At 66.2% G+C, this 22,708-nt stretch carries 23 protein-coding genes and 1 tRNA gene; 10 read left to right on the forward strand and 14 right to left on the reverse strand.

The annotated features are described in order from the left end of the window. Positions 1 to 549: 549 nt before the first annotated feature. On the forward strand, positions 550 to 1,794 hold the full coding sequence (locus AC1DDA_RS18920) for a Zn-dependent hydrolase (protein WP_476796917.1): 1,245 nt from the start codon (positions 550 to 552) through the stop codon (positions 1,792 to 1,794). On the opposite strand, the gene AC1DDA_RS18925 is transcribed toward AC1DDA_RS18920, so the two are convergent. Further along, positions 1,763 to 2,749: a LysR family transcriptional regulator gene (locus tag AC1DDA_RS18925; protein ID WP_476796918.1), complete on the reverse strand. Its 987-nt coding sequence runs from the start codon at positions 2,747 to 2,749 to the stop codon at positions 1,763 to 1,765. The genes AC1DDA_RS18920 and AC1DDA_RS18925 overlap by 32 nt on opposite strands. A gap of 41 nt (positions 2,750 to 2,790) precedes the next feature. On the opposite strand from AC1DDA_RS18925, the gene AC1DDA_RS18930 reads away from it, so the two are divergent. Then, positions 2,791 to 2,958: a hypothetical protein gene (locus AC1DDA_RS18930; RefSeq protein WP_476796919.1), complete on the forward strand. Its 168-nt coding sequence runs from the start codon at positions 2,791 to 2,793 to the stop codon at positions 2,956 to 2,958. Between the two features lie 33 nt (positions 2,959 to 2,991). On the opposite strand, the gene AC1DDA_RS18935 is transcribed toward AC1DDA_RS18930, so the two are convergent. Further along, positions 2,992 to 4,464 carry a DUF2252 domain-containing protein gene (locus AC1DDA_RS18935; protein WP_476796920.1) on the reverse strand — a complete coding sequence of 491 codons (1,473 nt, stop codon included), beginning with the start codon at positions 4,462 to 4,464 and terminating at the stop codon, positions 2,992 to 2,994. Positions 4,465 to 4,779: 315 nt separating this feature from the next. On the opposite strand from AC1DDA_RS18935, the gene AC1DDA_RS18940 reads away from it, so the two are divergent. Together AC1DDA_RS18940 and mctP are read left to right on the forward strand one after the other, a co-directional pair. Continuing rightward, positions 4,780 to 4,986: a DUF3311 domain-containing protein gene (locus AC1DDA_RS18940; protein ID WP_476796921.1), complete on the forward strand. Its 207-nt coding sequence runs from the start codon at positions 4,780 to 4,782 to the stop codon at positions 4,984 to 4,986. 54 nt (positions 4,987 to 5,040) lie between these two features. Continuing rightward, a complete protein-coding gene (gene mctP / locus AC1DDA_RS18945) occupies positions 5,041 to 6,588 on the forward strand; it encodes a monocarboxylate uptake permease MctP (protein WP_476796922.1) in 1,548 nt (515 codons plus the stop codon). Positions 6,589 to 6,636: 48 nt separating this feature from the next. Here the strand turns inward: mctP and AC1DDA_RS18950 are convergent, their stop codons facing one another. The 5 genes from AC1DDA_RS18950 to AC1DDA_RS18970 form a co-directional block, all read right to left on the reverse strand. Further along, the gene (locus AC1DDA_RS18950; protein ID WP_476796923.1) at positions 6,637 to 7,437 is read right to left on the reverse strand and encodes an anti-sigma factor family protein; all 801 of its coding nucleotides are present in this window, start codon (positions 7,435 to 7,437) and stop codon (positions 6,637 to 6,639) included. Beyond that, positions 7,434 to 7,964 (reverse strand): sigma-70 family RNA polymerase sigma factor, encoded by a 531-nt coding sequence (locus tag AC1DDA_RS18955; protein WP_476796924.1) that lies wholly within the window; start codon positions 7,962 to 7,964, stop codon positions 7,434 to 7,436. The genes AC1DDA_RS18950 and AC1DDA_RS18955 overlap by 4 nt, the downstream gene beginning before the upstream one ends. A 47-nt stretch (positions 7,965 to 8,011) precedes the next feature. Then, positions 8,012 to 8,359 carry a cupredoxin domain-containing protein gene (locus tag AC1DDA_RS18960; protein ID WP_441511752.1) on the reverse strand — a complete coding sequence of 116 codons (348 nt, stop codon included), beginning with the start codon at positions 8,357 to 8,359 and terminating at the stop codon, positions 8,012 to 8,014. Positions 8,360 to 8,391: 32 nt separating this feature from the next. Continuing rightward, positions 8,392 to 9,345, reverse strand: a complete 954-nt coding sequence (locus AC1DDA_RS18965) for a metallophosphoesterase family protein (protein WP_476796925.1) — start codon at positions 9,343 to 9,345, stop codon at positions 8,392 to 8,394. 87 nt (positions 9,346 to 9,432) lie between these two features. After that, positions 9,433 to 9,555: a hypothetical protein gene (locus tag AC1DDA_RS18970; RefSeq protein WP_476796926.1), complete on the reverse strand. Its 123-nt coding sequence runs from the start codon at positions 9,553 to 9,555 to the stop codon at positions 9,433 to 9,435. A gap of 146 nt (positions 9,556 to 9,701) precedes the next feature. Between AC1DDA_RS18970 and AC1DDA_RS18975 the strand changes: the two genes are divergently transcribed. Further along, positions 9,702 to 10,499: an SDR family NAD(P)-dependent oxidoreductase gene (locus AC1DDA_RS18975; RefSeq protein ID WP_476796927.1), complete on the forward strand. Its 798-nt coding sequence runs from the start codon at positions 9,702 to 9,704 to the stop codon at positions 10,497 to 10,499. 81 nt (positions 10,500 to 10,580) lie between these two features. Here AC1DDA_RS18975 and AC1DDA_RS18980 read toward each other — a convergent pair whose 3' ends face one another. Further along, a complete protein-coding gene (locus tag AC1DDA_RS18980; RefSeq protein WP_476796928.1) occupies positions 10,581 to 11,924 on the reverse strand; it encodes an aminotransferase-like domain-containing protein in 1,344 nt (447 codons plus the stop codon). A 178-nt stretch (positions 11,925 to 12,102) separates the two neighbouring features. Between AC1DDA_RS18980 and AC1DDA_RS18985 the strand changes: the two genes are divergently transcribed. The 3 genes from AC1DDA_RS18985 (at position 12,103) to AC1DDA_RS18995 (ending at position 13,772) form a co-directional block, all read left to right on the forward strand. Further along, the gene (locus AC1DDA_RS18985) at positions 12,103 to 12,342 is read left to right on the forward strand and encodes a YjiS-like domain-containing protein (protein WP_476796929.1); all 240 of its coding nucleotides are present in this window, start codon (positions 12,103 to 12,105) and stop codon (positions 12,340 to 12,342) included. 73 nt (positions 12,343 to 12,415) lie between these two features. Further along, positions 12,416 to 13,174, forward strand: coding sequence for a sulfite exporter TauE/SafE family protein (locus tag AC1DDA_RS18990; protein ID WP_476796930.1), 759 nt, complete (start codon positions 12,416 to 12,418; stop codon positions 13,172 to 13,174). Between the two features lie 148 nt (positions 13,175 to 13,322). Then, complete coding sequence (locus AC1DDA_RS18995) at positions 13,323 to 13,772, forward strand: MaoC family dehydratase (RefSeq protein ID WP_476779484.1); 450 nt, start codon at positions 13,323 to 13,325, stop codon at positions 13,770 to 13,772. A 32-nt stretch (positions 13,773 to 13,804) separates the two neighbouring features. Here the strand turns inward: AC1DDA_RS18995 and AC1DDA_RS19000 are convergent, their stop codons facing one another. From AC1DDA_RS19000 to AC1DDA_RS19020, 5 genes are all read right to left on the reverse strand, one after another. Next, positions 13,805 to 15,409 (reverse strand): DHA2 family efflux MFS transporter permease subunit, encoded by a 1,605-nt coding sequence (locus AC1DDA_RS19000; protein WP_476797099.1) that lies wholly within the window; start codon positions 15,407 to 15,409, stop codon positions 13,805 to 13,807. A 58-nt stretch (positions 15,410 to 15,467) separates the two neighbouring features. Beyond that, positions 15,468 to 16,673: an HlyD family secretion protein gene (locus AC1DDA_RS19005; protein ID WP_476796931.1), complete on the reverse strand. Its 1,206-nt coding sequence runs from the start codon at positions 16,671 to 16,673 to the stop codon at positions 15,468 to 15,470. Between the two features lie 108 nt (positions 16,674 to 16,781). Continuing rightward, on the reverse strand, positions 16,782 to 17,204 hold the full coding sequence (locus AC1DDA_RS19010) for an organic hydroperoxide resistance protein (RefSeq protein ID WP_441511743.1): 423 nt from the start codon (positions 17,202 to 17,204) through the stop codon (positions 16,782 to 16,784). A gap of 131 nt (positions 17,205 to 17,335) precedes the next feature. Beyond that, positions 17,336 to 18,268 carry a LysR family transcriptional regulator gene (locus AC1DDA_RS19015; RefSeq protein ID WP_476796932.1) on the reverse strand — a complete coding sequence of 311 codons (933 nt, stop codon included), beginning with the start codon at positions 18,266 to 18,268 and terminating at the stop codon, positions 17,336 to 17,338. A 464-nt stretch (positions 18,269 to 18,732) separates the two neighbouring features. Then, positions 18,733 to 18,808, reverse strand: a tRNA-Ala gene (locus tag AC1DDA_RS19020). A gap of 119 nt (positions 18,809 to 18,927) precedes the next feature. Here AC1DDA_RS19020 and AC1DDA_RS19025 point away from each other — a divergent pair. Continuing rightward, positions 18,928 to 19,218: a YggT family protein gene (locus AC1DDA_RS19025; protein ID WP_441511741.1), complete on the forward strand. Its 291-nt coding sequence runs from the start codon at positions 18,928 to 18,930 to the stop codon at positions 19,216 to 19,218. A gap of 109 nt (positions 19,219 to 19,327) precedes the next feature. Then, positions 19,328 to 20,923, forward strand: coding sequence for a gamma-glutamyltransferase (locus AC1DDA_RS19030; RefSeq protein ID WP_476796933.1), 1,596 nt, complete (start codon positions 19,328 to 19,330; stop codon positions 20,921 to 20,923). A gap of 190 nt (positions 20,924 to 21,113) precedes the next feature. Here the strand turns inward: AC1DDA_RS19030 and AC1DDA_RS19035 are convergent, their stop codons facing one another. Next, positions 21,114 to 22,694 (reverse strand): ABC transporter substrate-binding protein, encoded by a 1,581-nt coding sequence (locus tag AC1DDA_RS19035; RefSeq protein ID WP_441511739.1) that lies wholly within the window; start codon positions 22,692 to 22,694, stop codon positions 21,114 to 21,116. Positions 22,695 to 22,708: the final 14 nt, after the last annotated feature.

Genomic DNA, 22,708 nt, shown 5'->3' on the forward strand with positions numbered 1-22,708 from the left:
TGTCGACGTCATTTCAAGAAATGAACGATTTTTTGGGGGTTTGCTCCCGGAAAATTGCGTCGGGAAAGGACGTAAAATTTGTTCGCAGCCACAGATATAGCGAAGCGCGTGCGACAACAGAGAAATATTACTTATCTAAACTTAAATTCACGCGGAAGACACCAAGGTCAAACGCCATAGTCCCGGCAACGCCGCAATGCCGGTCATCCGGTATCGATGCCAAGCTATGACAGGCTCGCGGCCCACACGAATCCATTCTGGCAACGGGGGGCATGGGCATTTTCGATGGGTCAGGCTCCGATGGCTTCACCGGCCTCCAACGCGAAGCTACGGCAACGGAGCTGCCAAAAACCAGCTTCGAATGATCCCGCAAGCGGGCGCTTAGGTCATCTCGGTCGGCACCCAATGGCAAGCATAGGCAATATCTATTTGCCCGCCCTGCCCGCATCGCTGAATCCTTGTGCTGTTGCCGACGGCCGCCAGATCCGGATGCCGCGGCGCTTCGTCCCGTTATTCGCCTCCGCCGTCGCGGCGGGCGAGGAGATCGCCATGCCCGGCACTGACAAGCTTCGCATCGATATCGAGCGCTTCTGGAGCACGATCGAACGCTCCGCCGAGATCGGCCCCGGCCGCCCGGGCGGCCTGTCGCGCCTCGCCCTCGGCGATGCGGACAAGCAGATGCGCGACCAGTTCGTCGCCTGGTGCCGCGAGGCGGGTCTCGCGGTTCGCGTCGATGGCATGGGCAATATTTTTGCGCGCCGCGCCGGAACCGACGACACCCTCCCGCCCGTCGTGATGGGCAGCCATCTCGACACGCAGATCAATGGTGGCCGCTTCGACGGCATCGCCGGTGTTCTCGGCGGCCTGGAAGTCTGCCGGGCGCTGGATGCGCTCGGCCACCGCACGCGCCGGCCGATAGAGATCGTCAACTGGACGAATGAGGAAGGCGCCCGCTTCTCGCCGCCGATGGTCGGCTCCGGCTGCTTCGTCGGCGCCTACGCATTGGACTGGGCGCAGGGGCGCCGCGACGATGACGGCAAGTCGATCGGCGAAGAGTTGGAGCGGATCGGCTATCGCGGCGAGATGGAGGCCCAGCCGCACGCCTTCGATGCCTATTTCGAGTTCCATATCGAGCAAGGCTACTATCTCGACCGCGACGGCATGCAGGTCGGCGTCGTGACCGGCGGCTTCCCGAGCACCGGCATGCTGGTGGAATTCAAGGGCGAGACCGCCCATACCGGCCCCTGGCCAATGGAACGGCGGCGCAATGCGCTTCTCGCCGGCGCACGCCTTCTGGTCGAGACGGACGAGATCGGCTGGGCCTATGCCGGCGGTGGCGGCAAGGCCACTGCGGCAAGGCTCGTGGCTTGGCCGAACAAGCCGGGCATCCTCTCCGACTGGGCGCAGGCCGTCTGCGACGTCCGCCATCCCGATCCGGAAACCTCCGACGTCATGGCAGAGCGCGTCCGCCGCGCCGTCGGCGAATCCGCCGCCCGCGCCGGCTGCACTGCCGAAATCCTCGATATCTGGAAATGGGGCGGCAGGATCTTCGCACAGGAGCTGATCGACAGCGTCCGCGAGACCTCTATGGCGCTGGGCTACCGCACGCAGGACATCCTCAGCCAGGCCGGGCATGACGCCTATTTCGTCGCGCGCCACGCTCCGACGACGATGATCTTCGCGCCCTGCAAGGGCGGCATCACCCACAACAATGCCGAACTCTGCACACGCGAGGACCTCGAACCCGGCCTCAACGTGCTGCTCAATGCTGTGGTAGCGCGGGCGGATCGCTGAAACCGACCTCGGCCGTCTCCGCCAGCTCCTCGCCCGTCGCGACGAGCTGCTGTTCGAACAGGCGCAGGAACGCCTCTTCGGCGGCACTGAGCTGCATCGCGGAGTTGGAAACGAAATAGAGATCGGCGCCCAGCAGATCCTCGGTTCGCGCGAGGTTCCAGAGGGTGCGGTTCGCCAGAGCCTCCTCCACCGAGGCCAGCGGCAGAATGCCGATGCCCATGCCGGCGGCGATCATACGGGTGACCTCCTCGAGATTGGGGCTTGAGCCGACGACGCGGCTCCCGAGGCCGGCCCCCTCCCGCACGGAGACCATAGGCTCCAGCGCTCCGTCCTGCCCGCAGGCGAGCGCGACGAAGGGCTCATCGCGCAATTCCGCCAGCGTTACGTCGGAAAGCCCGAACAGCGGGTGGCCCTGGCCGCAGAGGATGCCGAATTCCTCGCGCAGCAGCGGGCGGCAATCGAGTCCGGCCAGCGGCTTGGCAAGCAGGCAGAAGCCGAAGGGGCTGAGTTTTTGCGACACGGCGCGAATGATGTCCTGGCTGTTGGCCACGTCGATGCGCAGGCTGACGCCGGGGTGCTTGCGGTTGAGCTGCGTCAGTGTCCGGTCGAGCGGCGGCAGCACGACATGGGTCACGACCAGCAGCCGCACCAGGCCGGTCAAATCGTCATGGTCTTCGGAAAGCCGGTCGCCGATGCGCGCGACGCTGCGGTAGATGTCGACGCATTCCTTGTAGAGCAGCTCGCCACGCTTGGTCAGCACGAAGCGCCGGCTGTCGCGCTGGATGAGCTGGCCGCCGAGCGTCTCCTCCAGCCTCTGCAGGGCGGCGGAGACCGTCGGCTGGCGGACGAGCAGCCGGTCGGCGGCGCGCGTGATGCTCCGTTCCTCGACGATCACGAGGAAGCTGTGCAGCAGATTCCAGTTCAGATGATGCAGTTTTGGCTTCTTGCCGCTCAAGCGCCTGTCTCCCTGGTCGCTCTCGGCATAGTGCAACTCTCTTGCCGCGGCGAGCTATTGGACCGCGTTTCGCCAGCTCCGCAGAAGGGCGCGAGAACATCCTGTTCGATCCCTGGCTGATCGCGCTTCCCGGTGCCGGGCCGTGCCTGCTCATCCTCGCCGTCAACCTGCTCGGGAACGGCGCCCGCGATGCGCTCGGCAGCGAATGATCGCCCGCGCCCGGAGCGAGGCCGCTCCTTCGGTCAGTGCCTGCCGGATGTCCGCGTCTCCGCATGGCGAGTTGCGTGTCCGGCGCGACCGACACCGGAGGCCTTCGGTCCAGCTTTGACCGCAGGTTTCTCCATCGGCTTGCCGGAGCCCTTGGCGGCAACGAGTGCCGCATGGTCCCGCGCGGTCTGCGTGGCATAGGCCATGGCGAAGGAGGTCACTGCCTCGTCGAATATCTCGGACCCGCCCATGTAACCTGCGATGGCTGCCGCATCGCCGGAGCGGACATGCGCGCGGGCCAGCGTCCGGCCGCACAATTCGGCATAGGCGGTCAGCGCTTGGCCCTCGACCATTTCGGCGATCGATCCCAGCCGGCGGTTCTTGAGCTGCCGGACATAGAACTGGCGCCCGCTGGCAGTGTCGTCCGCCCACCCCAGGAACACGTCGCTCGCCGCCTGCAGCATGCGCTGGCCCTCCACCACGCGCTGCCCCTGATGGGGCTGCGCCGGGCTCCGTCCCTTCGTCAGCCGGGTAAGCACGGATGCCTGGGCCTCCTTGACCTGCAGGAACATCGGCTCGTCATCCGCTGTCATGAACAATCCGACCACGCAGAACGTGCCGACGCTGCCGACGCCGACGACCTTGAAGGCGAGATCCCGCAGACCGTAGCGCGCAACCAGCACGCGGCGCTCCCGCGGCAAGGTCTCGCGGTAATGATGGAAGACCTTGTGGGCCTGCAGCGTTCGCGTGCCGTCGCGGTCCTCGGGGAGATGGTAGATCAGGGGCGGCCGATCCTCGATGCGCCAGGAGCCGTCCGCCGGTGCTACCAGATGGGGGAAGTTGTCGTCCTGCTGCGGGTTGCTCCGCGCTTTGGTGAGGAGGCTTTGCACACGCCGGCGTAGCGCCGGATCGTCGATCCGCTCCAATTCCTGTCCGATTTCCGTGCGCGCCTGCCAGGCCTCGATCGGAGCGAGCTTGGCGAGCCGGCGCAGCCGGCGGCGGTAGGCCTCGACTGTCGCGGCGACGGTGAGACGGGCAGCCTTCTTGGAAAAACCGGCGTCGAGCCCCGCTACGGCGACACTGGCGGCCAGGCGCTTGAGGTCGACGGAGAAATCGACGCCCGGCAGCGTTTCGTCGAAATCGTTGATGTCGAAAAGGATATTCTCCTCCGGGGTCGCGAAGACGCCGAAGTTCATGAGATGGCAGTCGCCACAAGCCTGCACGTCCAGACCGACCGATGGGAGATCCGCAAGATCCGCCGCCATCACGGCCGCCGCACCGCGCAGAAAGGCGAATGAATTCTGCATCATCCGCTCATAGCGGATAGGCAGAAGCTCCGGAATGCGGCTGCCATCGGTCTCCGCGAGAATCGAGACCGCCTCGCCGCCGTCGCGAAGCGACCATTGCGCATGGCTCTCGCGCGGAACCTTGCCGCGCAGGGCCTTGCCGGCGGCGTAGCGCTCGGCACGGGACAGGAGGAGCGGCTTCGTCGATTGATTTCGTGCCATCGGTGACCTCGATCGTAACGGTCCGGCCAGCATGGCGTCCGCGTCAGCGGGCTCAGCCTTGCCGGCGATACCCCCGCGCCCCGGCATTCCGCGCATTCTGATATCCAGCGGAGATAGGTGCGGCGCCTCGCTCCGCTTCGTCAAATGACGCAACCGTGATTGCGAAATACTCGTTGCTCGCAAAATGGCCGATTCCGATTCTCACAAGTATCGAACCGGTGAGCAGTGCGTATTCGGAAATCCATTGCCAGAGACTGCTCAGGAGGCGCATAATTCGGGTTCTGACCCGAAGGCATGATGTCGGGAGGGCTCGGAATGAACGGCACCGAGGAAAGACGGACCGGGTGGAGCTGGTGGTACCTGCTCTTCATCGTGCAGTTCATCGCGGTCCTCTGGCCGCCCTTCTACAACCGGATCGAACCAACCTGGGCCGGCATTCCGTTCTTCTATTGGTACCAGATGCTCTGGGTGCTGATCGGGGCCGTCCTCACAGCCATCGTCTACTTCGCGACCAAGGATTGACTCGCCTGACCAGACGTTGCGCCTGACCACGACGAGTTCCGACAGGAGCGTGTCATGCAGGACGTGAACTGGACCGCCACCGCGGTCTTCGTGGCATTGTTCGGCTTCATCACGTGGCTGGGCTTCGCGGCCGCCAACTGGCGCAAGGGAGATCTCGACCAACTCCACGAATGGGGCCTCGGCGGCCGCAGATTCGGAACCTGGATCACCTGGTTCCTGGTCGGCGGCGACCTCTACACCGCCTACACCTTCATCGCCGTACCGGCGCTGGCTTTCGGCGCCGGAGCGGTGGCCTTCTTCGCCGTGCCCTATACGATCGTGATCTACCCGATCCTGTTCCTCGTTTTTCCGAGGCTCTGGCGCGTCTGCCACAAGCACGGCTACATCACCGCCGCCGACTTCGTCCGCGGCCGCTTCGGCAATCGCTGGCTGGCACTGGCCGTGACCATTACGGGCATCGTCGCGACCATGCCCTATATCGCGCTGCAACTCGTCGGCATACAGGTGGTGATCGGCGCGCTCGGCATTTCCGGTACCGGCTTTGCGGCGGACCTGCCGCTGATCATCGCCTTCCTGGTCCTGGCGGCCTTCACCTATTCGAGCGGCCTGCGCGCTCCGGCCTCGATCGCGATCGTCAAGGACATCCTGATCTATGTCACCGCCTTCACCGCGATCATCGTCATCCCGACGCAGCTAGGCGGCTTCGCCAAGATCTTTTCCGCCGTGCCGGAGGCGAAGATCCTGCTCGAAACGCCCGGCCCCGGCACCACCGGCGCCTACGGCAATTACGCGACGCTCGCATTGGGATCGGCTCTCGCGCTGTTCCTCTACCCGCATTCCATGACCGCCATTCTCAGCGCCAGCAGTGGCAAGGCGGTGCGGCGCAACGCGGCCATGCTGCCGGCCTATTCCTTCCTGCTGGGTCTCCTGGCGCTGTTCGGCTTCTTCGCGATCGCCGCCGGCGTCCGCGCCATGCCCGAATACGCGGCGGGGTTCGCCGAGTTCGGCAATAATTTCGCGGTGCCGGCCCTGTTCCTGCACAGCTTCCCGCCCTGGTTCGTCGGCGTCGCCTTCGCAGCCATCGGCATCGGGGCCCTGGTTCCGGCAGCGATCATGTCGATCGCGGCTGCCAACCTCTATACCCGCAACATCCATCGGGAATTCATCAACCGGAACCCGACCGACCGGCAGGAAGCGCAAATGGCGAAATGGGTCTCGCTCATCGTCAAGCTGGGCGCGCTGATCTTCATTCTGTTCGTGCCGACCCAATACGCCATCCAGTTGCAGCTGCTCGGCGGCATCTGGATCATCCAGACGCTGCCGGCGGTGATGCTCGGCGTCTACACACGCTGGTTCGACGACTGGGCCCTCCTGATCGGCTGGATCGCCGGGATCGCCACGGGAACGCTCATGGCCTTCGCGGCCAATCTGACGCCGACTTTTCCGCTCAGCTTCGGCGGCTATGTCTTCCCGGGCTATACCGCCGTCTACACGCTGGCGCTCAACCTCATCACCGCAGTCGTGCTGACCCTGGTCATCCGGGCGTTGAAGGCTCATTCGGCGCCGCCCGACGAGACGATCGCGGCCGACTACTTCGCCTGACGATCGCGAAGCCGGACCGGAGCCCTTCGCGGGGTGACGACGCCGGCATCAGCCCGCCGCGGCCGCGATCCGGAAACGGCTGACGAAATCCTCGAGCGTGGCGCGGTCCGTGTCCGAGATCGCCCAATAGGAAAAAGCGCCGTCGGTCCAGCGGAGCAATGAAAAGCCGCCGGCGGAACGCTCGACCGCGACCGGCGCGGATACGGTTCCGCTTTCCTGCGGCGCGGCCACGAGTGTAATCAGATGCTCCCGGTGCCTGTAGACGAGAGCCGGCACCGTTCTGTTCCCGATCACTTCGACGCGGCCCCCGAGGAGCGAAAACCCTTCCTTCGCAAGATCCGGCGCGGCCGGCGACAAACCGATCCGGCCATCGAGCCATGGCTTGACCGTGTGCCGGTCCGACGAGGCGACGTCCACCGGGCTTGCGGCGAGCAGGCTGCGGCGATGGCTGCTGGCGACCGCCTCCGCAAACCTGTCAGGCGCGCGGCGTGTGATCGTCCATTGGGTCAGCCCGCTTGCCAGAACCGCTGTGACGAGCACCGACGCCGCCATCGCGCGCCAGCCGAACGAGCCGGACCGGGGAGCTGCCGGCCGTGCCGCCAGCGCGGCGCCAGCGCCAAGCGCAGCGATGCGGGCCCGGAATTCCTCGCGGACCTCGGGCCGAGGCAGGCTGCGAATGGCGGCCTGCGCCGCGGCGATGCGGGCGTGCTCCGCCGCGAGAGCCGGATCTTCTGCCAGGCGCCGCTCCACGGCCAGGGCCGTGGCTGCATCGAGTTCGCCATCAACCAGAGCGTGAAGCAGCAGCCGAAGATCCGCAGGTTCCAGCGGCAATTCCATGGCTCCCTTCATCGGTTGCTCCCCAGTTCCGAGATCAGCAGCCGACGCGCGCGCGACAGGCGGGACATCACCGTGCCCAGAGGCACATGGAGCATCGCCGCAATCTCTCGATAGCTGAGGTCGTTGATGTCCCGCAGCACGACTACCTCGCGAAAGGGATGCGGCAGCAGCGTGACCGCCGCCTCCAGCGCCGCAGCGTCCGCCTTGGCGATCAAGGTCGCTTCCGGCGTATCGGCCCCTGTATCGGCGCAGGCCCCAAGGGCATCGAGATCGGCCAGATCGCCGACGGCGACGATGCGGCGCGGGTGGTTTCGCGCAAGCCAGGCATAGGACTCGTTGCGCACGATCGTCAGCAGCCAGGCTCGCGCATTGCCGCCCGCATAGCTTGCGAGCCCTTTATGCGCCTTCAGGCAGGCCTCCTGCACCACATCCTCGGCATCATCGACATTGCCGGTCAGCCAGCGGGCGAGCGCCAAGGCGTCGGCGAGATGGGGCAGCACCACCTCGCCAAAGCGTTCCGCCGAGGCTTTGTCACTCAACACCGCGGCATCGTCCGGTTCTCCGGGTACGGCTCGCCCGAGCACTCCTAGGGTGTGACGGTGATGCTACCCTGCATATGCGGGTGAAGCGCACAGAAATAGGGATATTCGCCCGATTTCGTGAAAGTGAAGGCGTAGGAATCGCCTGTGTCGAGCGCCTTGGAACGAAACGAACCATCGTTCGCGACGACGAGATGGGGAATGTCGTCGTCGTTCTCGAAGGTCACGACCGTTCCGACCTTCACCGAGAGGGCCTTGGGCGCGAAGGTGAAGTTCTCGATCTTGACCTGTGAGGCCTCCGCGCCCCGGAGCGGGGTCTGCGCCATGGCGATGACGCCGAGGCCGACAAGCGCGAAGCAGGCGAGCTGTCGAGGAGCAAGGCCTGTGCGGATCATGGCAGTCGTCCTTTTGTGATGCGCCACGGGGCTCAGCTTCCGGCGAGCGTGCTGTCGATGATCGCGAGTTGCTCCTTGCCCCGCTTCACCGCGACATTGGTGATGCCGAGGAGATTGCGCAGCTGGCCGGGAGGCACAGTCATCGGCCCGGGCGATGGCGCGGTTCCGGGCGCCGGCTGCGGGAAGGCGGTCGAGAGGGCGGTGTGGAAGGTAACGTTGCCCTCCACCTTCTGCATGATCTGGTGGATATGGCCGTTGAGCACGGTCACCGAGCCGAAGCGCTTGAGCAGGGCGAGCGCCTGCGCCGCATCGTCGGTGCCCCAGCCCCATTCCGGATAAACCGCCCAGAGCGGAATATGCGCGAAGACGACGACGGGCGTGGAGGCGCTGACGGCCTTCAGGTCGTCTGCCAGCCAGGCCAGTTGCTCAGCGCCGAGATTGCCGAGTCCTCCGGCCTTGAGGTTCACAACATTGACCAGGCCGACGAAATGCACGCCATTCTGGTCGAAGGAATACCAGCCGGCGCCCTTGGTGCCCTTGCCATAGCGGTCGAGATAGGCGCGGCCGGTCCCCTCGTCGATGACGTCATGCTCGCCGGGCACATAGTGCATGTCGAACCCCGAGCCGCCGATGATCTGCGCGGCGGTGTCGAACTGCGAAGCCGTGGACAGATGAGTGATGTCCCCGGTGTGGATCATGAAGGACGGCTTCTCGGGCAGTGCCCGCACCTTGCCGATCGCCTCCTTCAATGTGTCGACGGCATGCGGGTTGGCGGCCTTGTCGAAGCCGATATGGCTGTCCGAGATTTGCAGGAACGTGAAACCTGTGGACGCGCCTTCGGCCGCCTCGGCTTCGCCGAGCAGGCCGAGCGACACGGGCACGCCGCCCGAAACCGTCCAAAGGATCCCGGTGCCCGCCCAGATCATGCATTCGAGGGCATGACGGCGGTCAGTCGGTTCGCCATTGCTGTCGTGGTCATGGGTCATGTCGGCCTCCTGCGATGCCGCCGATGGCGGATGCTGAGAAGACCGGACGAGAAGCCCGTTTATTCCCGTGCGCCCCGCGCCGGACGTTCACAGGGGCGTGATGGCATGCAGCCCGAGCGAACCGGCCGCCATCGCGCCACCACAGAAAAACCAATCATGCAGGAAATTGAAGCCCGCCCGCTCCATCGGGCAGGTCAGGCGCAATCGCACCGATCGCTCTGCCTCAACCCCCTCGTTTTGAGAGGCAGGTTTTCAATCTGGATCGCTGCCGCACGACATCCGCCAACCCTAATCTCCTCCGTCACCAGATGGCGCGAGAGCATGACGCCTCGTGGATCAACGCGGGAGATATGAGAATGTCAGATACCATGGGAACAGCGGTGGTGACCGGCGCATCGAGCGGCATCGGGGCGGTCTACGCCGATCGGCTCGCCGAGCGCGGGTACGATCTCGTTCTGGTCGCGCGCAGCGCCGACAGGCTCGCCGATGTCGCCAAGCGGATCGGCGCCAGGACCGGCCGCAAGGTGGATGTCCTGCCCGCCGATCTGGCGGACGCTTCGGACCTCGCCCGCGTCGAGGCCTTCCTTCGCGAAACCCCCGACGTCACTCTCCTCGTCAACAATGCAGGTCTCGGCGGGGCGTTGACGCTGCTTGAATCCGACATCGACCAGATGACGTCGCTGATCGCGCTCAACGTCACCGCCCTCACCCGCCTGACCTATGCCGTGGTCCCGCAATTCGTCGCGCGCGGCGCGGGGGCGATCATCAACATCGCCTCGATCGTCGCCATCAACCCGGAGGTCCTGAACGGCGTCTATGGTGGCAGCAAGGCCTTCGTCCTCGCCTTCAGCCAGAATCTGCGGCACGAACTCGCGGGGACCGGCGTCACCGTTCAGGTCGTGCTGCCGGGCGCCACCGCCACCGATTTCTGGGCGATCGCCGGGCGGCCGGTCGAGCATTTGCCGAGCGCGATCGTGATGCGCAGCGAAGACCTCGTCGATGCGGCGCTCGTCGGGCTCGATCGCGGCGAATTCGCCAGCATCCCCTCCCTTCAGGACGGCCGTCTCTTCGATGCCTATGAAACCGCCCGGCAGGCGATGCTCGGCAAGCTGTCGACGGCCGAACCTGCGCCTCGTTACCGGGCTGCGGCCTGACGCTTCTGCCCGCGACGAAGGGCCTCGATGTCATCGAGGCCCTTGCCTGCTGGCGAGGTGAGAGCAACGGCGAGGCTGGCCTCATTCCGTTGCGTAGAAGTCGTCCTCCCTCGCGTTCAGCATCGCCGCGAGGGTCCGCAGACCGCTATCGAGCTGATCCATCGCCGGTGCCGCCAGCGCCAGCCTGACGGCATTCGGCGCGTGGCCGGGCGTGACCGCGAAAGTGGTCGAGGGGGTCAGCGCGATGTCGCGCCGGGCTGCGGCGACGACGAAACTCTGCGAGCGCCAGTGTGGCGGCAGGGTCAGCCACAGATGGTAACATTTCTCGTTGGCTTGGATCGTGAAGTCCGAGAGACGATCAGCCGCCAGTTTTTGACGCGCCCGCGCATCGCTGCGCTTCAGCCTGACGAGCTCGGCGGCCGTGCCATCGGACATCATCCGCTGCGTGGCCGCAAATGCGAAGCCCGATGCCGTCCAGCCGCCCGAGCGCACGGCGGCGATCACGCTCTCACGCAGACGTGGCGGCGGCACGACGAAGCCCAGCGTCAGGCCCGGCGCGACCTTCTTCGACAGGCTATCGAGGACGATGCAGGATTCCGGCGCGAGCGCCGCGAGCGGCGGCTCGTCGTCGAGGAAGCCGTAGACATGGTCCTCGATGACCGTGAGGCCGAGCTTTTCGACGACACGCAGGAGGTCGGCGCGACGCAATGCGCTCATCGTCATGCCCAGCGGGTTCTGGACCGCGGGCTGGATGTAGATGGCCGAGAGATGGGCCTCGCGATGTGCCTTCTCCACGGCATCGGGCCGGACGCCGCCATCGTCCATGGCCAGCGGCACCAGCGAAATGCCGAGCCGGGCGGCGGCGCCCTTGATGAACGGGTAGGTCAGCGCCTCCACGCCGCAGCGTCCGCCCGTCGGCACGGTCGCGGCGAGCGCGGCGGCAATGGCCTGGCGCCCATTGCCGGTGAAGACGAATTCTTCGGCGGATGGGGCCCAGCCGGCCTGCGAGAGATAGCTCGCTGCGATTCTGCGAGCCGACGGGCTTCCGATGCTGGTGCCCTGCTTCAGGGCGGCATCGAGAGCCGCCGGCTGGTCGAGGCCGGTCAGGCTTTTCGCGATGAGCGCGGTCTGGTCGGAAAGCAGGGGATAGTTGAATTCGAGATCGATCCGGATGCCGCGCGGCTCGCCCGGCGCAGTCGCGCCGCGCCTGGCCTCGCCCGAGATGAACGTCCCTCTGCCGACTTCGCCGACCACGAGCCCGCGGCGCAGCAGCTCGCCATAGACCCGGCTCGCCGTCGAGACCGCGATGTTGCGGTCATAGGCGAAGCTGCGCTGCGGCGGCAGGCGATCGCCCGGCCTGAGCCGCCCTTCCGCGATTTCCGCGGCGATCGTGTCGGCAAGCTTCACATAATCCAGTCTCGACATTATTGCACCGAGAGCAATGTTTCGATTGCTCCGATTATATCATCGGATCATTCTCTCCGCATCAGCAGATTGCACCGGGAAGCGGCGTTGATCTCGCCGATCGATGTGCGGGCGGCCTGACCCGGGCGCCTGGGCGCGCGGCGCCGCTTTGCCCGGAGCAATGAGCAGGAGATTGGACATGGCTATGCTCCTTTCCGTGGTCGCCCGGCCTGAAGCGGCCGACGGCCCCGGCCGCGCCTTCCGGCTGTTCGAGGTCTGCCGCCGCGGCATCGCACGCTATTTCGCCCGTCGCGAGGCCCTCGCGCGGCTTCGCGAGTTCAGCGATTCCGAGCTGCTCGACATCGGCCTCACGCGCGGCCAGATCGAGCCTGCGATCCACGGCCTCGACATCTCCATTCCCGATTGGCCGCGGAGGTGACGATGCCCATCCTCATGTCCCGGAATGCGTGCGTCGGCGCTCGCCGGCGCGCGACCGATGCGGAGGCTGCGACATGGAACTGACGCTCGCCACCATCCTGGTCGCCTTTGCCGGCGTTTTCCTGATCAGCTTCATGAGAGGCGCTTTCGGTGGCGGCTTCGCCATCGTCGGCATTCCGCTCCTGTCGACGGTGATGGATCCGGTCACCGCAGGCGGCCTGCTCGCGCCCCTGTTCATCGCGATGGACCTTTACGCGTTGCGGTACTGGAAGCCCTCGACCTGGTCGAGGCCGGATCTCAGACTGCTCCTGCCGGGGCTCGTGACTGGCGTCGGATTCGGCTATCTGCTGTTCCGCGCCCTCGATCATCGGGCCATCGCGATCATGATGGCCGTGATCACGCTGGTCTTCGTCGGGCTTTGGCTCCTGCGGGGCGGAGAAGTCACGCACCAGCCTCGCTCCACGCCCAAGGCGATCGCCGCCGGCCTTACCTCCGGTGTCACCACGATGGTGGCGCATTCGGGCGGTCCGCCTCTGGCGATGTATCTGCTGCCTCTCGGCCTGACCAAGGAGATCTATGCGGGCACGACGAGTTTGTTCTTCACTGTCGGGAACGCCACCAAGCTGGTGCCGTGGCTGCTGCTGGTGCAGCCGGCGGCCGGCACCTGGATGCTGACGGCGATCTGCCTGTTCGCCATCCCCGCGGGCGTGTGGTCGGGCTGGCGGCTGCATGGCGCATTGGATCAGCGCCAGGTCTATCGCGCCTGTTATGCTCTGCTGGTCGTGACGGCCTTGAAGCTCTTGTGGGACGGCGTCTCCGGCTACCTCGCCTGAGCGGGCGCCTCATCCATTTTCCGGCGCGGCGCCCCGCAAGGTGCGTCGCGCTGGTGATTGCCCATATGCTGACGCACGCTGCCTGCCGGGTGCGGGGCCGGCAGCGCTGCGGCCTTTGGACGGGCGACATGGCAAGGGAGGGCGCGACGTGAAGCAGTTCTATCTCGACGATCTCGAGCCCGGGCAGACCTTCGTCAGCGCTTCCCATGCGCTCGACGAAGAGCAGATCAAGGCCTTCGCTAGGGCGTTCGATCCCCAGCCCTTCCATCTCGACGGGCAGGCTGCCGAGAAGACGCTGTTCGGCGGCCTCGCGGCCAGCGGCTGGCACACCGCCGCGATCACCATGCGGCTGAATGTCGAGTCGGGCCTGCCGCTCGCCAATGGCATCATCGGCGCGGGCGGGGAGATCCAATGGCCGGCTCCGACGCGGCCGGGCGACATCCTCCATGTCGAAAGCGAGGTGAAAAACGTCGTCCCCTCCCGTTCGCGCCCCGATCGCGGCATCGCCACCATCGTCAGCAGGACGCTCAACCAGCGCGGCGAGGTTCTGCAGATCCTCACCGCCCGACTGGTTGTGTATCGCAGGCCGGCGGGCTGAACAGCCGATTTTGCCGGCCCGCCGCAAGGCGGTCAATGCGCGCCACCGCCTCCGCCGCCGAGGTCGACCTTCCGTGTGAAAAGCAGCGCGACGGCCGCCAGCGCGAGCACCACGCCGATCACCGCGAAGGTGTCGCTGAAGCCGAGGATGAGCGCCTGGCGGTGCACGCTCGCGCCGATCGCGGCAATCGCCTTCTGTTTCGCGATGGCGATATCGCTCAGGCCATGCGCCACGAAATACTGCGTCAGATGGTCGATCCTGTCGCGCACCTCCTCGCGATAGAGCGTGACGGATTGGCCGATGATGTTGGAGTGAAACTGCTCGCGCTTGCTGAGCACGGTTCCCAGCGTCGCCGTGCCGACCGCGCCGCCGAGATTGCGCAGCATGTTCGAGAGGCCTGACGCCGCGGCCGCCTCGCCGGGCGCGATGCCCGCGGTGGTGATGAGCGTGATCGGCGTCAGCACCAGCGCTTGGCCGATGGCGCGCACGATGTTGGGCACGAAAAACTGATCGCCGGCACTGTCGAACGACAGCGTGACGTTCATGAAGCAGCTCGCAGCGAAGATGCTGATGCCGACGAAGCCGACCTGGCGCGCGCCGAACCGCTTCATCAGGAGCGGGACGAGCGGGATGATGAGCAGTTGCGGCAGGCCGGTCCAGGCCAGCACGAGGCCGATCTGCTGGGCATTGTAGCGCTGCACCTGGCCGAGATACTGCGGCAGGATGTAGACGGTGCCGAAGAGCGCGACGCCGACCAGCACATTGACCAAAACGCCGATGCCGAAATTGCGCTGCTTCAGGAGGCGAAGCTGCACCAGGGGCTTCGCGACGGTCAGTTCGATGACGATGAAGGCGGTCAGGAAGATCGCCGCGATGACCGCTAGCTGGACGATGAAGGGGGACTGGAACCAATCGTCCTTGTTGCCTTCCTCAAGCACGGTCTGCAGCGCCGAGAGACCGATCGCCATGGTAACGATGCCCGCCCAATCGCCGTCGCGGAGCAAAGCGAGCTGCATCGGCTTCTTCTCCAGCGTGAAGAAGAGCGCGACGGCCATGGCGATGCTGGGCGGCGCATTGACGAAGAATATCGACTGCCAGCCATAGTTCTCGGTCAGGTAGCCGCCGATGGTCGGGCCGATCGCGGGCGCGAAGGTGACCGACAGCGCGAAGAGCGCGAGCCCGAAAGGCTGCTGCGGCTTGGGCAGCTTGGTCAGCACCATGGTGAAGGCCATCGGGATCAGCACGCCGCCCGCAAAACCCTGCAGGCCGCGCAGCACGATCATCGTGCCGAGATCATGGGCGAAGGCGCAGGCTGCCGAAAAGATCGGGAACAGGATGGCGTTGGCCAGGATGTAGCGGCGGAACGAAAAGACGCGGCTCAGGTAGTCGGTGAGCGGGATCACCACGATCTCGCCGATGAGATAGGAGGTCGAGATCCAGGCGCCGTTATCGACGCCGGTACCGATGCCCCCTTCGATGTCGAGAAGCGAGGCATTGGTGATCTGGATGTTGAGGATCGCCATGAAGGCGCCGATCATGCCGGCGCCCACCGCGATCCAGGCGGCGGAGCTGGCCTTCTCGGGCGAGGCTGCCGCCGTAGCGGTTTCGCGAGGGGCGGGTGAAATCGTCGGTGTCATGGTGGACATCATTCCCTCCTGCCGTGTCCCGGCTGGGAAGACGGGCGTCTGAACGCACTCACTCGATGCTCATTGAAGCCGTAGCCGCCTTGGTCGCCGCGGACCTCGTGTCGATCGTCGGATAGACAGACATGCCCGTTCGCAGCACGACGGGCAGCGCTCCTGCGTGGTCGAGCACGATCTTCACGGGGATGCGCTGCACCACCTTCGTGAAGTTGCCGGTGGCATTGTCTGGCGGCAGCAGCGCAAATTCCTGGCCGCTGGCGGGCGAGAGGCTGTCGACATGGCCCTGGAAGACCCGGCCGGGGAAAGTGTCGATTGCGATCGTCACCTTCTGTCCAGCCTCGACCCCGGCGAGTTGCGTCTCCTTGTAATTGGCCACGATATAGGCGGCCTCCGTCGGCACGACGGCCATGAGCTGCGTCCCTGCCTGGACATATTGGCCGGCGCGCAAGGTGCGGTTGCCGACGACGCCGTCGACCGGCGCGACGAGGCCCGTGTAGGACAGGTTCAGCTCCGCCTGATCCTGCGCGGCCCTGGCGCTGTCGAGTGCCGCCTGCGCCTGGGCGAGCTCGGCCTTGATCACGTCGAGCTGCGTGGTCGCGCTGGCGAGGGCTGCCATGTCGCGCGTCACCGCCGCGCGGGCCACGCCGATGCGCGAAGTCGCGAGCTGCGTGTTCTGGATGCTGCCGTAGCCGGCCTTCGCCAGTTGGGCGTAGCGCTGGTCGTCCTGCTCGGCGAAGGTCTGGGTGGCCTTGTCGGCTTCCAGCGTCGCCTTCGCGGCGTCGATTGCGGAGAACTGGGCGGTGAGCGCGGCGTGCTTGTTGGCGATGTTGGCTTGTGCCGCCTCGACCTGCGCGCTGGCCTGAGCCAGGCTGACCTTGAAGTCGCGGTCGTCGATGCGGGCGAGGAGCTGCCCAGCCCGCACCGCCTCGTTGTCGCGTACCAGCACGGCCGCGACATAGCCGGAGATCTTCGGTGCGATCGTCGTGCTGTCGGCCTTCACATAGGCATCGTCCGTGGAGACCTCGAAACGCCCCGTCGTCCAGTAGCGCCAGCCGAAATCGGCCGTGCCCGCCAGGGCGGCGAGCGCGACGCCCGCGAACAGCAGCGGCCGCAGCCGGCGCTTGCGGGCCGGCTGCGGTGTCTCGTCCGGTGCGGTGTGCGCCAGGGGAATCGGCTCCTGCGGCATCTTCATGCCGGGCGCGGCATCGCCCGCGGGAAGCAGCCTCTCGATTGCGAAAACCGTCTGGTGCTGGCTCATGGCCCGGCCCTTTCAGATTGGCGAATGCGGAAAATCGGGTCGCGGCCCTCTTCCGCCCCTGACGTGTCGGAGGCGGAATTCGTCAGGGGCCGCGAACCCCGGCTTGGCCTAAGCAGCGACCGCGAGTGCGACGCTCGCGTCGATTCCGTTGCGCGTCATCTTCGAATAGGGGCAGGTCGCATGGGCGCGGTCGACGAGCTGCTGCGCGACGTCCTCGGCAAGGCCGGGGATGGTGACGTTCAGCCGGGCAGCCAGAAAGTAGCCCTCTGCGTCGTCGAGCGAGAGCTTCACCTCGGCATCGACAGCGGTCTCGGGCGGAAGCCTGACGCCCAGCTCCCTGGCTGCATGCCCAAGCGCGCCTTCGAAGCAGGCGGACCAGCCGGCCGCGAAGAGCTGCTCGGGATTGGTGCCGGGCCGGTTGGAGCCGGGCACCGACAGCTTGACGTCGAGCTGGCCGTCCGAGCTCTTGGCCCAACCCTCGCGGCCTCCGACGGTGTGGACATGGGCGGCGAAGAGAGTCTTGGCAGACATGTTCAAGTCTCCTGTTCCGGTATTCGGGGTGCCCGATACCTAGTGGAGACCTCGGTTCGCCTGCAGACGGTCAAATCGATAGGCAGGCTCTCAGGGGCCGATATGCGCCGGCCGATGCCGATGGAAGGCTACTATTCCCGCGCCGGGTCCTCCGCCGTGCCGCATGCGGCGAGATCCTTCAAGGCACGTCTCAGCCGCGGCGCCATCCAGTCGATGAACACGCGCACTTTGAGCGGCAGCAGCCCTTGGCGGGCATAGATGAGATGGACCGGGAAAGACTGGCTCTCATAAGTCTCGAGCAGGGCTACCAGGGCGCCCGACTGCACCTGCCTGGCGACCTGATATTGCGGGGCGCGGATGATGCCGACCCCACGCAGGGCGGCCGTGACGGTCGCCGCCGCGGTGTTCGCGCGCATCCGGATGTTCGGCTTGCCTTCAAGCCTCTGGCCGTCTTGCTGGTAGATCCAGCCCGGCTCGACGATCTGCCCGAAAACGACGCCGTCATGACCATCGAGTTCCTCCGGGCTTGACGGGTGGCCCTTGCGCGCCAGATAGGCCGGGCTGGCGCAGGTCACGAAGCCGAACGCGCCGACCTTCACCGCATGAAGTGAACTATCGGCGAGTTCGCCGAGCCGGATGCCAATGTCGACATGCTCGTCGACGAGGCTCACGACACGATCGACGGACAGCACGTTCAGCGCGATCTCGGGGTGCTCGCACAGGAAGTCATAGGCGAGCGGCAGCACATGATCGTGCCCGAATGCGATCGGCACCGTGATCGTCAGGACGCCTCGGGGCTTGTCATATTCACCCGAGGCACGCAGTTCCGCATCCTCGATCTGCGCCATGATCTGGCGCGCCGCATCGACATAGTCGCGGCCTGCGTCGGTGAGCTGGATGTTGCGGCTTGTCCGGACGAGAAGGCGCGTGCCGAGATGGCGCTCGAGCTCTGCGACTTTGCGGCTGACGCTCGGCAACGGCGCGTTCAGCTTGCGGCTGCCCGCCGACAAGCTGCCGGCGTCGACCACCGCGAGCAGGATCTGCATGGCATCGAAGCGGTCCACGAGATACGCCCCTGTTCTCTGACGCCGCCGCGACGGCGCATTCGCATCAATTCGGCCTCGTCCCATTGCATGGCCGACCTCAGTCTAACGTCTGGTCGCCGCGGCGGCCATGGCGGCCACCGGCTGAGGAGAAGCTGAGGGAGGCTTTGTCGCCGACGAGCGCCGCGGTGCAGCCCTCCGCATTGAACATCCAAGATAGATGCGCGCGAAACCCGGAAACGCTGCATCATCGGCGTTGGACCGAAATCCTGAACGGCCAGCTTGGCCTCGCTGAAGGCAAGCAGGCGATGACGCAGTCCCTGGCCAGTGGCTGCGGGCTGCGGCTGCCGGCGAATGGGCGATCCCCGGGGGGCTCTGGGGCTCATGGCGATTTTTTGGCACGCCCAGGGCATCGCCAGGAGCAAGACGAACCCGTGACCTCAACTAAGCCGTTGAATCTGCCAAGTTGTTTTTAAGGGTGGCCTTGGTGGAGCTGAGGGGATTCGAACCCCTGACCTCTGCAGTGCGATTGCAGCGCTCTCCCATCTGAGCTACAGCCCCAAGGCGCTGGCCTTCTAGGCCGTGCGCCGCGTGGATGTCAATCACTTCCGCCATCTGATTTGGCGCGAGCAGGGGATATTCCGCGAACCCTCTCCAGTCAGGCTAAAAAGGGAAGATCGATGCGCGCCGTTCTAGACGTGGTTCTGCTCGCTCTGCAGATCTATGTGTGGCTTCTGATCGCCTCGGCGGTGCTGAGCTGGCTGATCGCCTTCAATGTCATCAACACGCGCAACCAGTTCGTCTCCACCGTCTGGGATTCGCTCTATCGCGTCACCGAACCGGCCCTGCGCCCGATCCGCAACATGCTGCCCAATCTCGGCGGCATCGATATCTCGCCGATCATTCTGCTGCTGATCATCTACTTCATCCAGAGCGTCATCGTCCGCTACATCTACCCCAACGTGTTCTGACGGCGTCCGTCCTGCATGCGGCGCGGCTCTCCGGCCGCGACGACGCATTCGACGTTGCCGCGAGCCCTATGCAGTATGGCGGCCTCTGCAATCGCCCGAGGTCGCCAGCATGGCCGCAGCCGCCCGCCCCTATCGCAGCCAGAACTGGCTTCTGACCAAGCCTGCCGCCCGCGGCAAGCACGGTATCGTCGTCTCGCAGAGCCGCGAGGCCGCCGAAGCGGGAACCGCGATCCTGGAGCAAGGCGGCAACGCCGCCGACGCCGCAATCGCGGCCTGCTTCGCGCTGGCCGCGGTCGAGCCCTGGAACAGCGGGCTCGGCGGCATCGGCTTCGCTGTCGTGCTGAAGGCAGGCGAGAGCCGGGCGCAGGTCGTCGATTTCGGGCCGGTCGCGCCGCGCCGCGCCGATCCTGCCGATTACCCGCTTACAGGCGAGATGAAGAAGGACCTCTTCACCTGGCCAGAGGTCGTCGGCGACCGCAACATCCACGGGCCCCTCTCCTTCGTCACGCCCTCCTCCGTCGCGGGCTATGCGAAGCTCAAGGAGGCCTTCGGCTCAAAGCTGCCGCTCGCGGACATCCTCGCACCGGCCATCGCGCTCGCTAGGCGCGGCCTGCCGGCCGATTGGTACACCACGCTGAAGATCGCCTCCTCGGCTTCGGTACTGCGGCTCTATGAGGAAAGCGCGCGGATCTATCTGCCCGGCGGACTGCCGCCCGTGCCGCCCTACCAGGGCACGCCCGGTTTCATGACCCTGGGCCGGCTGCCCGGCACGCTCGAGCGGCTGGCCGAGGCCGGCCTCGACGACTTCTACCGTGGCGACGTCGCCCGCCATCTCGCGGCCGATATCGCAGCGGCTGGCGGCGTAGTGGACGAACAGGATCTCGCCGGCTGCGTCGCACAGCTGCGTCCCGCGCCGACGATCGACTGGCGCGGCAGCCACCTCGTCCACACCGCCGGCGGCCTCACCGCCGCTCCGACGCTGGAGCGCGTCATCGCGGGCATGACCGATGCGCCGATCGACGGCGAAGGTCCCACGGCCAGTTGGTTCGCCCAGCTTTCGCGCGTCATGCGGCAGGCCTATCGCGAACGCCTCGACGGCCTCGGCGCCGCGACCGCCGCGAAGGAGCCGGGCGACACCTGTACCACCCACCTCACCGTGGCCGATGGCGAAGGCAATCTCGTCACCGTCACCACCACCCTGCTTTCCTCGATGGGCAGCCGCGTCGTGCTGCCCTCGACCGGCGTGCTGATGAACAACGGCATGATGTGGTTCGACCCGCGCCCCGGCAGCGCCAACGCGATCGCGCCCGGCGCCCGCCCGCTCTGCAACATGTGCCCGGTCGTGGTGACGCCGCGGGATGGCGGCTGGCCGCGCCTGGCGGCCGGCTCCTCGGGCGGGCGGCGCATCCTCGCCAGCGTCTACCAGACCCTGGCCTGGCAGCTCGATTTCGGCATGGGGACCGAGGAAACGGCGCATCAGCCGCGCATCGACGTCTCCGGCCCGGATTCCGCCACTGCCGATCTGCGGCTGCCGGCCGAGGCGCTGGCCGCTCTGGAACAGGCTGGCCCGACGACGCTGGCCGAACACGCTGTCATGCCGATCAACTTCGCCTGCCCGAACTTCATCCGTGTCGACCGCGACGGCGCCGAAGGATCGAGCGACGCCGCCTCGCCGTGGTCTGCCGCAGTCGCTGCCCGGCACTGATCGGGAGATTAAGGGGCGGGATTGCTCCCGCTCCCTGCAATCAACCCCGTGGAGATAGCTTGGCGACGCGCTGCGGGGAGTCGAATGGCGGTGTTTTCGAGAACCGGAGCGGAGCGTACATCAGTACGTGAGCACCGGAAGCGCAGAAAACGCCGTCAGTCGACCGCCGCAGTAGCGTTGACGTGCGGTCTCAGACCCGCTTCAGCCCCCAGGGATAGGGCGCCGAGCCCGGCAGCATGCCGGTCAGGTTCTTGCGATAGGCCGTGCGGATCACGAACTGGCCGAGCGGAATGGTCGCGCATTCCTCCAGCGCCAGCCGGCCGAGTTCGGCAGCTACCTTTTTCTGGGCGGCTTCGTCGGGCGCGTAGAGCCATTGCTCGGCCAAGCCCTCGGCCTTGTCGCTCGTCCACCAGCCGAACCAGCCCTTCTCGCCCTGGCCGCGCACGAGGTTGGACAGCGCCGGATTGCCCCAACCGACGGCCGAGCCGGTGGTGTGGAAGATGCTCCACCCGCCCTTCTCGACAGGCTCGCGGCTGTTGCGGCGCTGGATCACCGTGCCCCAGTCGCTCGCCGCCATCTCGACATTCATCCCGAGCTGCTTAAGCAGCTCGTAGGTCACTTCTCCGAGCGGGCCGATATCGGGGAAGTCGGTCGGGTTGATGATGACGACCTTCTCGCCCTTGTAGCCGGATTCCTTGAGGGCGGCTTTGGCCTTCTCGATGCTGCCCGGCATCAGGTCTTCCTGCTCGCCGGTATAGTAGGGCGTGCCGCGCCACCAGAGATTGCGGCAGACCTGCCACATCGAGGTGTCGTCGCCTTGGGCGGCGCGCATGTAATCCTCCTGCTTCACCGCCATGCGGACGGCGGCGCGCACCTTCGGATTGTTGAAGGGGGGCTGGAGATGGTTGAGCCGGATGATGGCGCCGCGGCCGGCCTTGTCGATGACCTCGCGCTTGATGTCGGGACTCTGGGCCAGCATCGGCTGCAGGTCGGCGAGCGGGCGCTCCCACCAGTCGACTTCGCCGGTGGTCAGGGCCGCCGCTGCCGTCGCCGGGTCGGGCAGGATGTGCCATTCGATCCGCTTGAAGTTCGCGACCTTGCCGCCGGCATTGCGGCTCGGCGGTTCGCTGCGCGGCTTGTAACCGTCGAACTTCTCATAGACCGCGCGGCTGCCGGTGACGAATTCGCCGGCGACGAACTTGTAGGGGCCGGAGCCGGTCATCTCCGTCACCTGCTTGGTCGCGTCGGTCTGCGCCAGACGTTCCGGCATGATGAAGGGCGGGTTGTCCGCTTTAGAGAGCAGGTCGAGCATCATCGGGAAGGGCCGGGTCAGCTTGATCTCGATGGTGCGCTCGTCCGGTGCGTTCCAGACTTCGACCACCTTGGCGAGCAACTGCCCGTAGGGATCGCGCTGGCACCAGCGCTTCATGCTCTGGATGCAGTCGGCCGGCTTCACCGGCGCGCCGTCATGGAACGCGAGGCCCTCGCGCAGGCGGATGCGCCAGGTCTTGCCGTCGGCCGAGACCTCATGCCCCTCGGCCATCTGCGGCTGCGGCTTCAGGTCCTCATCGCCGCCATAGAGCGTGTCGAAGACGTAGTAACCGTGGTTGTTGGTCACGGTCGCCGTCGTCCAAATCGGGTCGAGCGCTGTCAGGTTCGCCTGAGGCACGAACTTGAGAACCGCGGCGCTCTGCGCGGCAGCAGTGCGTATCAGGCTCGGGCCGGCAATGGCGAGAGCCGCCGTTCCGGTGAGAAAATCGCGACGTTTCATTGTGTTCTCCCCTT

The sequence above is a fragment of the Allobosea sp. 10N428 genome (genome assembly GCF_056394545.1).

Bases quoted from the DNA above. Each gene is read 5' to 3' on its own strand.
- AC1DDA_RS18920 (WP_476796917.1), top strand. From the start codon at position 550: ATGCCCGGCACTGACAAGCTTCGCATCGATATCGAGCGCTTCTGGAGC.
- AC1DDA_RS18935 (WP_476796920.1), bottom strand. From the start codon at position 4,464: ATGGCACGAAATCAATCGACGAAGCCGCTCCTCCTGTCCCGTGCCGAG.
- AC1DDA_RS18940 (WP_476796921.1), top strand. From the start codon at position 4,780: ATGAACGGCACCGAGGAAAGACGGACCGGGTGGAGCTGGTGGTACCTG.
- mctP (WP_476796922.1), top strand. From the start codon at position 5,041: ATGCAGGACGTGAACTGGACCGCCACCGCGGTCTTCGTGGCATTGTTC.
- AC1DDA_RS18950 (WP_476796923.1), bottom strand. From the start codon at position 7,437: ATGAAGGGAGCCATGGAATTGCCGCTGGAACCTGCGGATCTTCGGCTG.
- AC1DDA_RS18960 (WP_441511752.1), bottom strand. From the start codon at position 8,359: ATGATCCGCACAGGCCTTGCTCCTCGACAGCTCGCCTGCTTCGCGCTT.
- AC1DDA_RS18965 (WP_476796925.1), bottom strand. From the start codon at position 9,345: ATGACCCATGACCACGACAGCAATGGCGAACCGACTGACCGCCGTCAT.
- AC1DDA_RS18975 (WP_476796927.1), top strand. From the start codon at position 9,702: ATGTCAGATACCATGGGAACAGCGGTGGTGACCGGCGCATCGAGCGGC.
- AC1DDA_RS18980 (WP_476796928.1), bottom strand. From the start codon at position 11,924: ATGTCGAGACTGGATTATGTGAAGCTTGCCGACACGATCGCCGCGGAA.
- AC1DDA_RS18985 (WP_476796929.1), top strand. From the start codon at position 12,103: ATGGCTATGCTCCTTTCCGTGGTCGCCCGGCCTGAAGCGGCCGACGGC.
- AC1DDA_RS18990 (WP_476796930.1), top strand. From the start codon at position 12,416: ATGGAACTGACGCTCGCCACCATCCTGGTCGCCTTTGCCGGCGTTTTC.
- AC1DDA_RS19000 (WP_476797099.1), bottom strand. From the start codon at position 15,409: ATGACACCGACGATTTCACCCGCCCCTCGCGAAACCGCTACGGCGGCA.
- AC1DDA_RS19005 (WP_476796931.1), bottom strand. From the start codon at position 16,673: ATGAGCCAGCACCAGACGGTTTTCGCAATCGAGAGGCTGCTTCCCGCG.
- AC1DDA_RS19010 (WP_441511743.1), bottom strand. From the start codon at position 17,204: ATGTCTGCCAAGACTCTCTTCGCCGCCCATGTCCACACCGTCGGAGGC.
- AC1DDA_RS19025 (WP_441511741.1), top strand. From the start codon at position 18,928: ATGCGCGCCGTTCTAGACGTGGTTCTGCTCGCTCTGCAGATCTATGTG.
- AC1DDA_RS19030 (WP_476796933.1), top strand. From the start codon at position 19,328: ATGGCCGCAGCCGCCCGCCCCTATCGCAGCCAGAACTGGCTTCTGACC.
- AC1DDA_RS19035 (WP_441511739.1), bottom strand. From the start codon at position 22,694: ATGAAACGTCGCGATTTTCTCACCGGAACGGCGGCTCTCGCCATTGCC.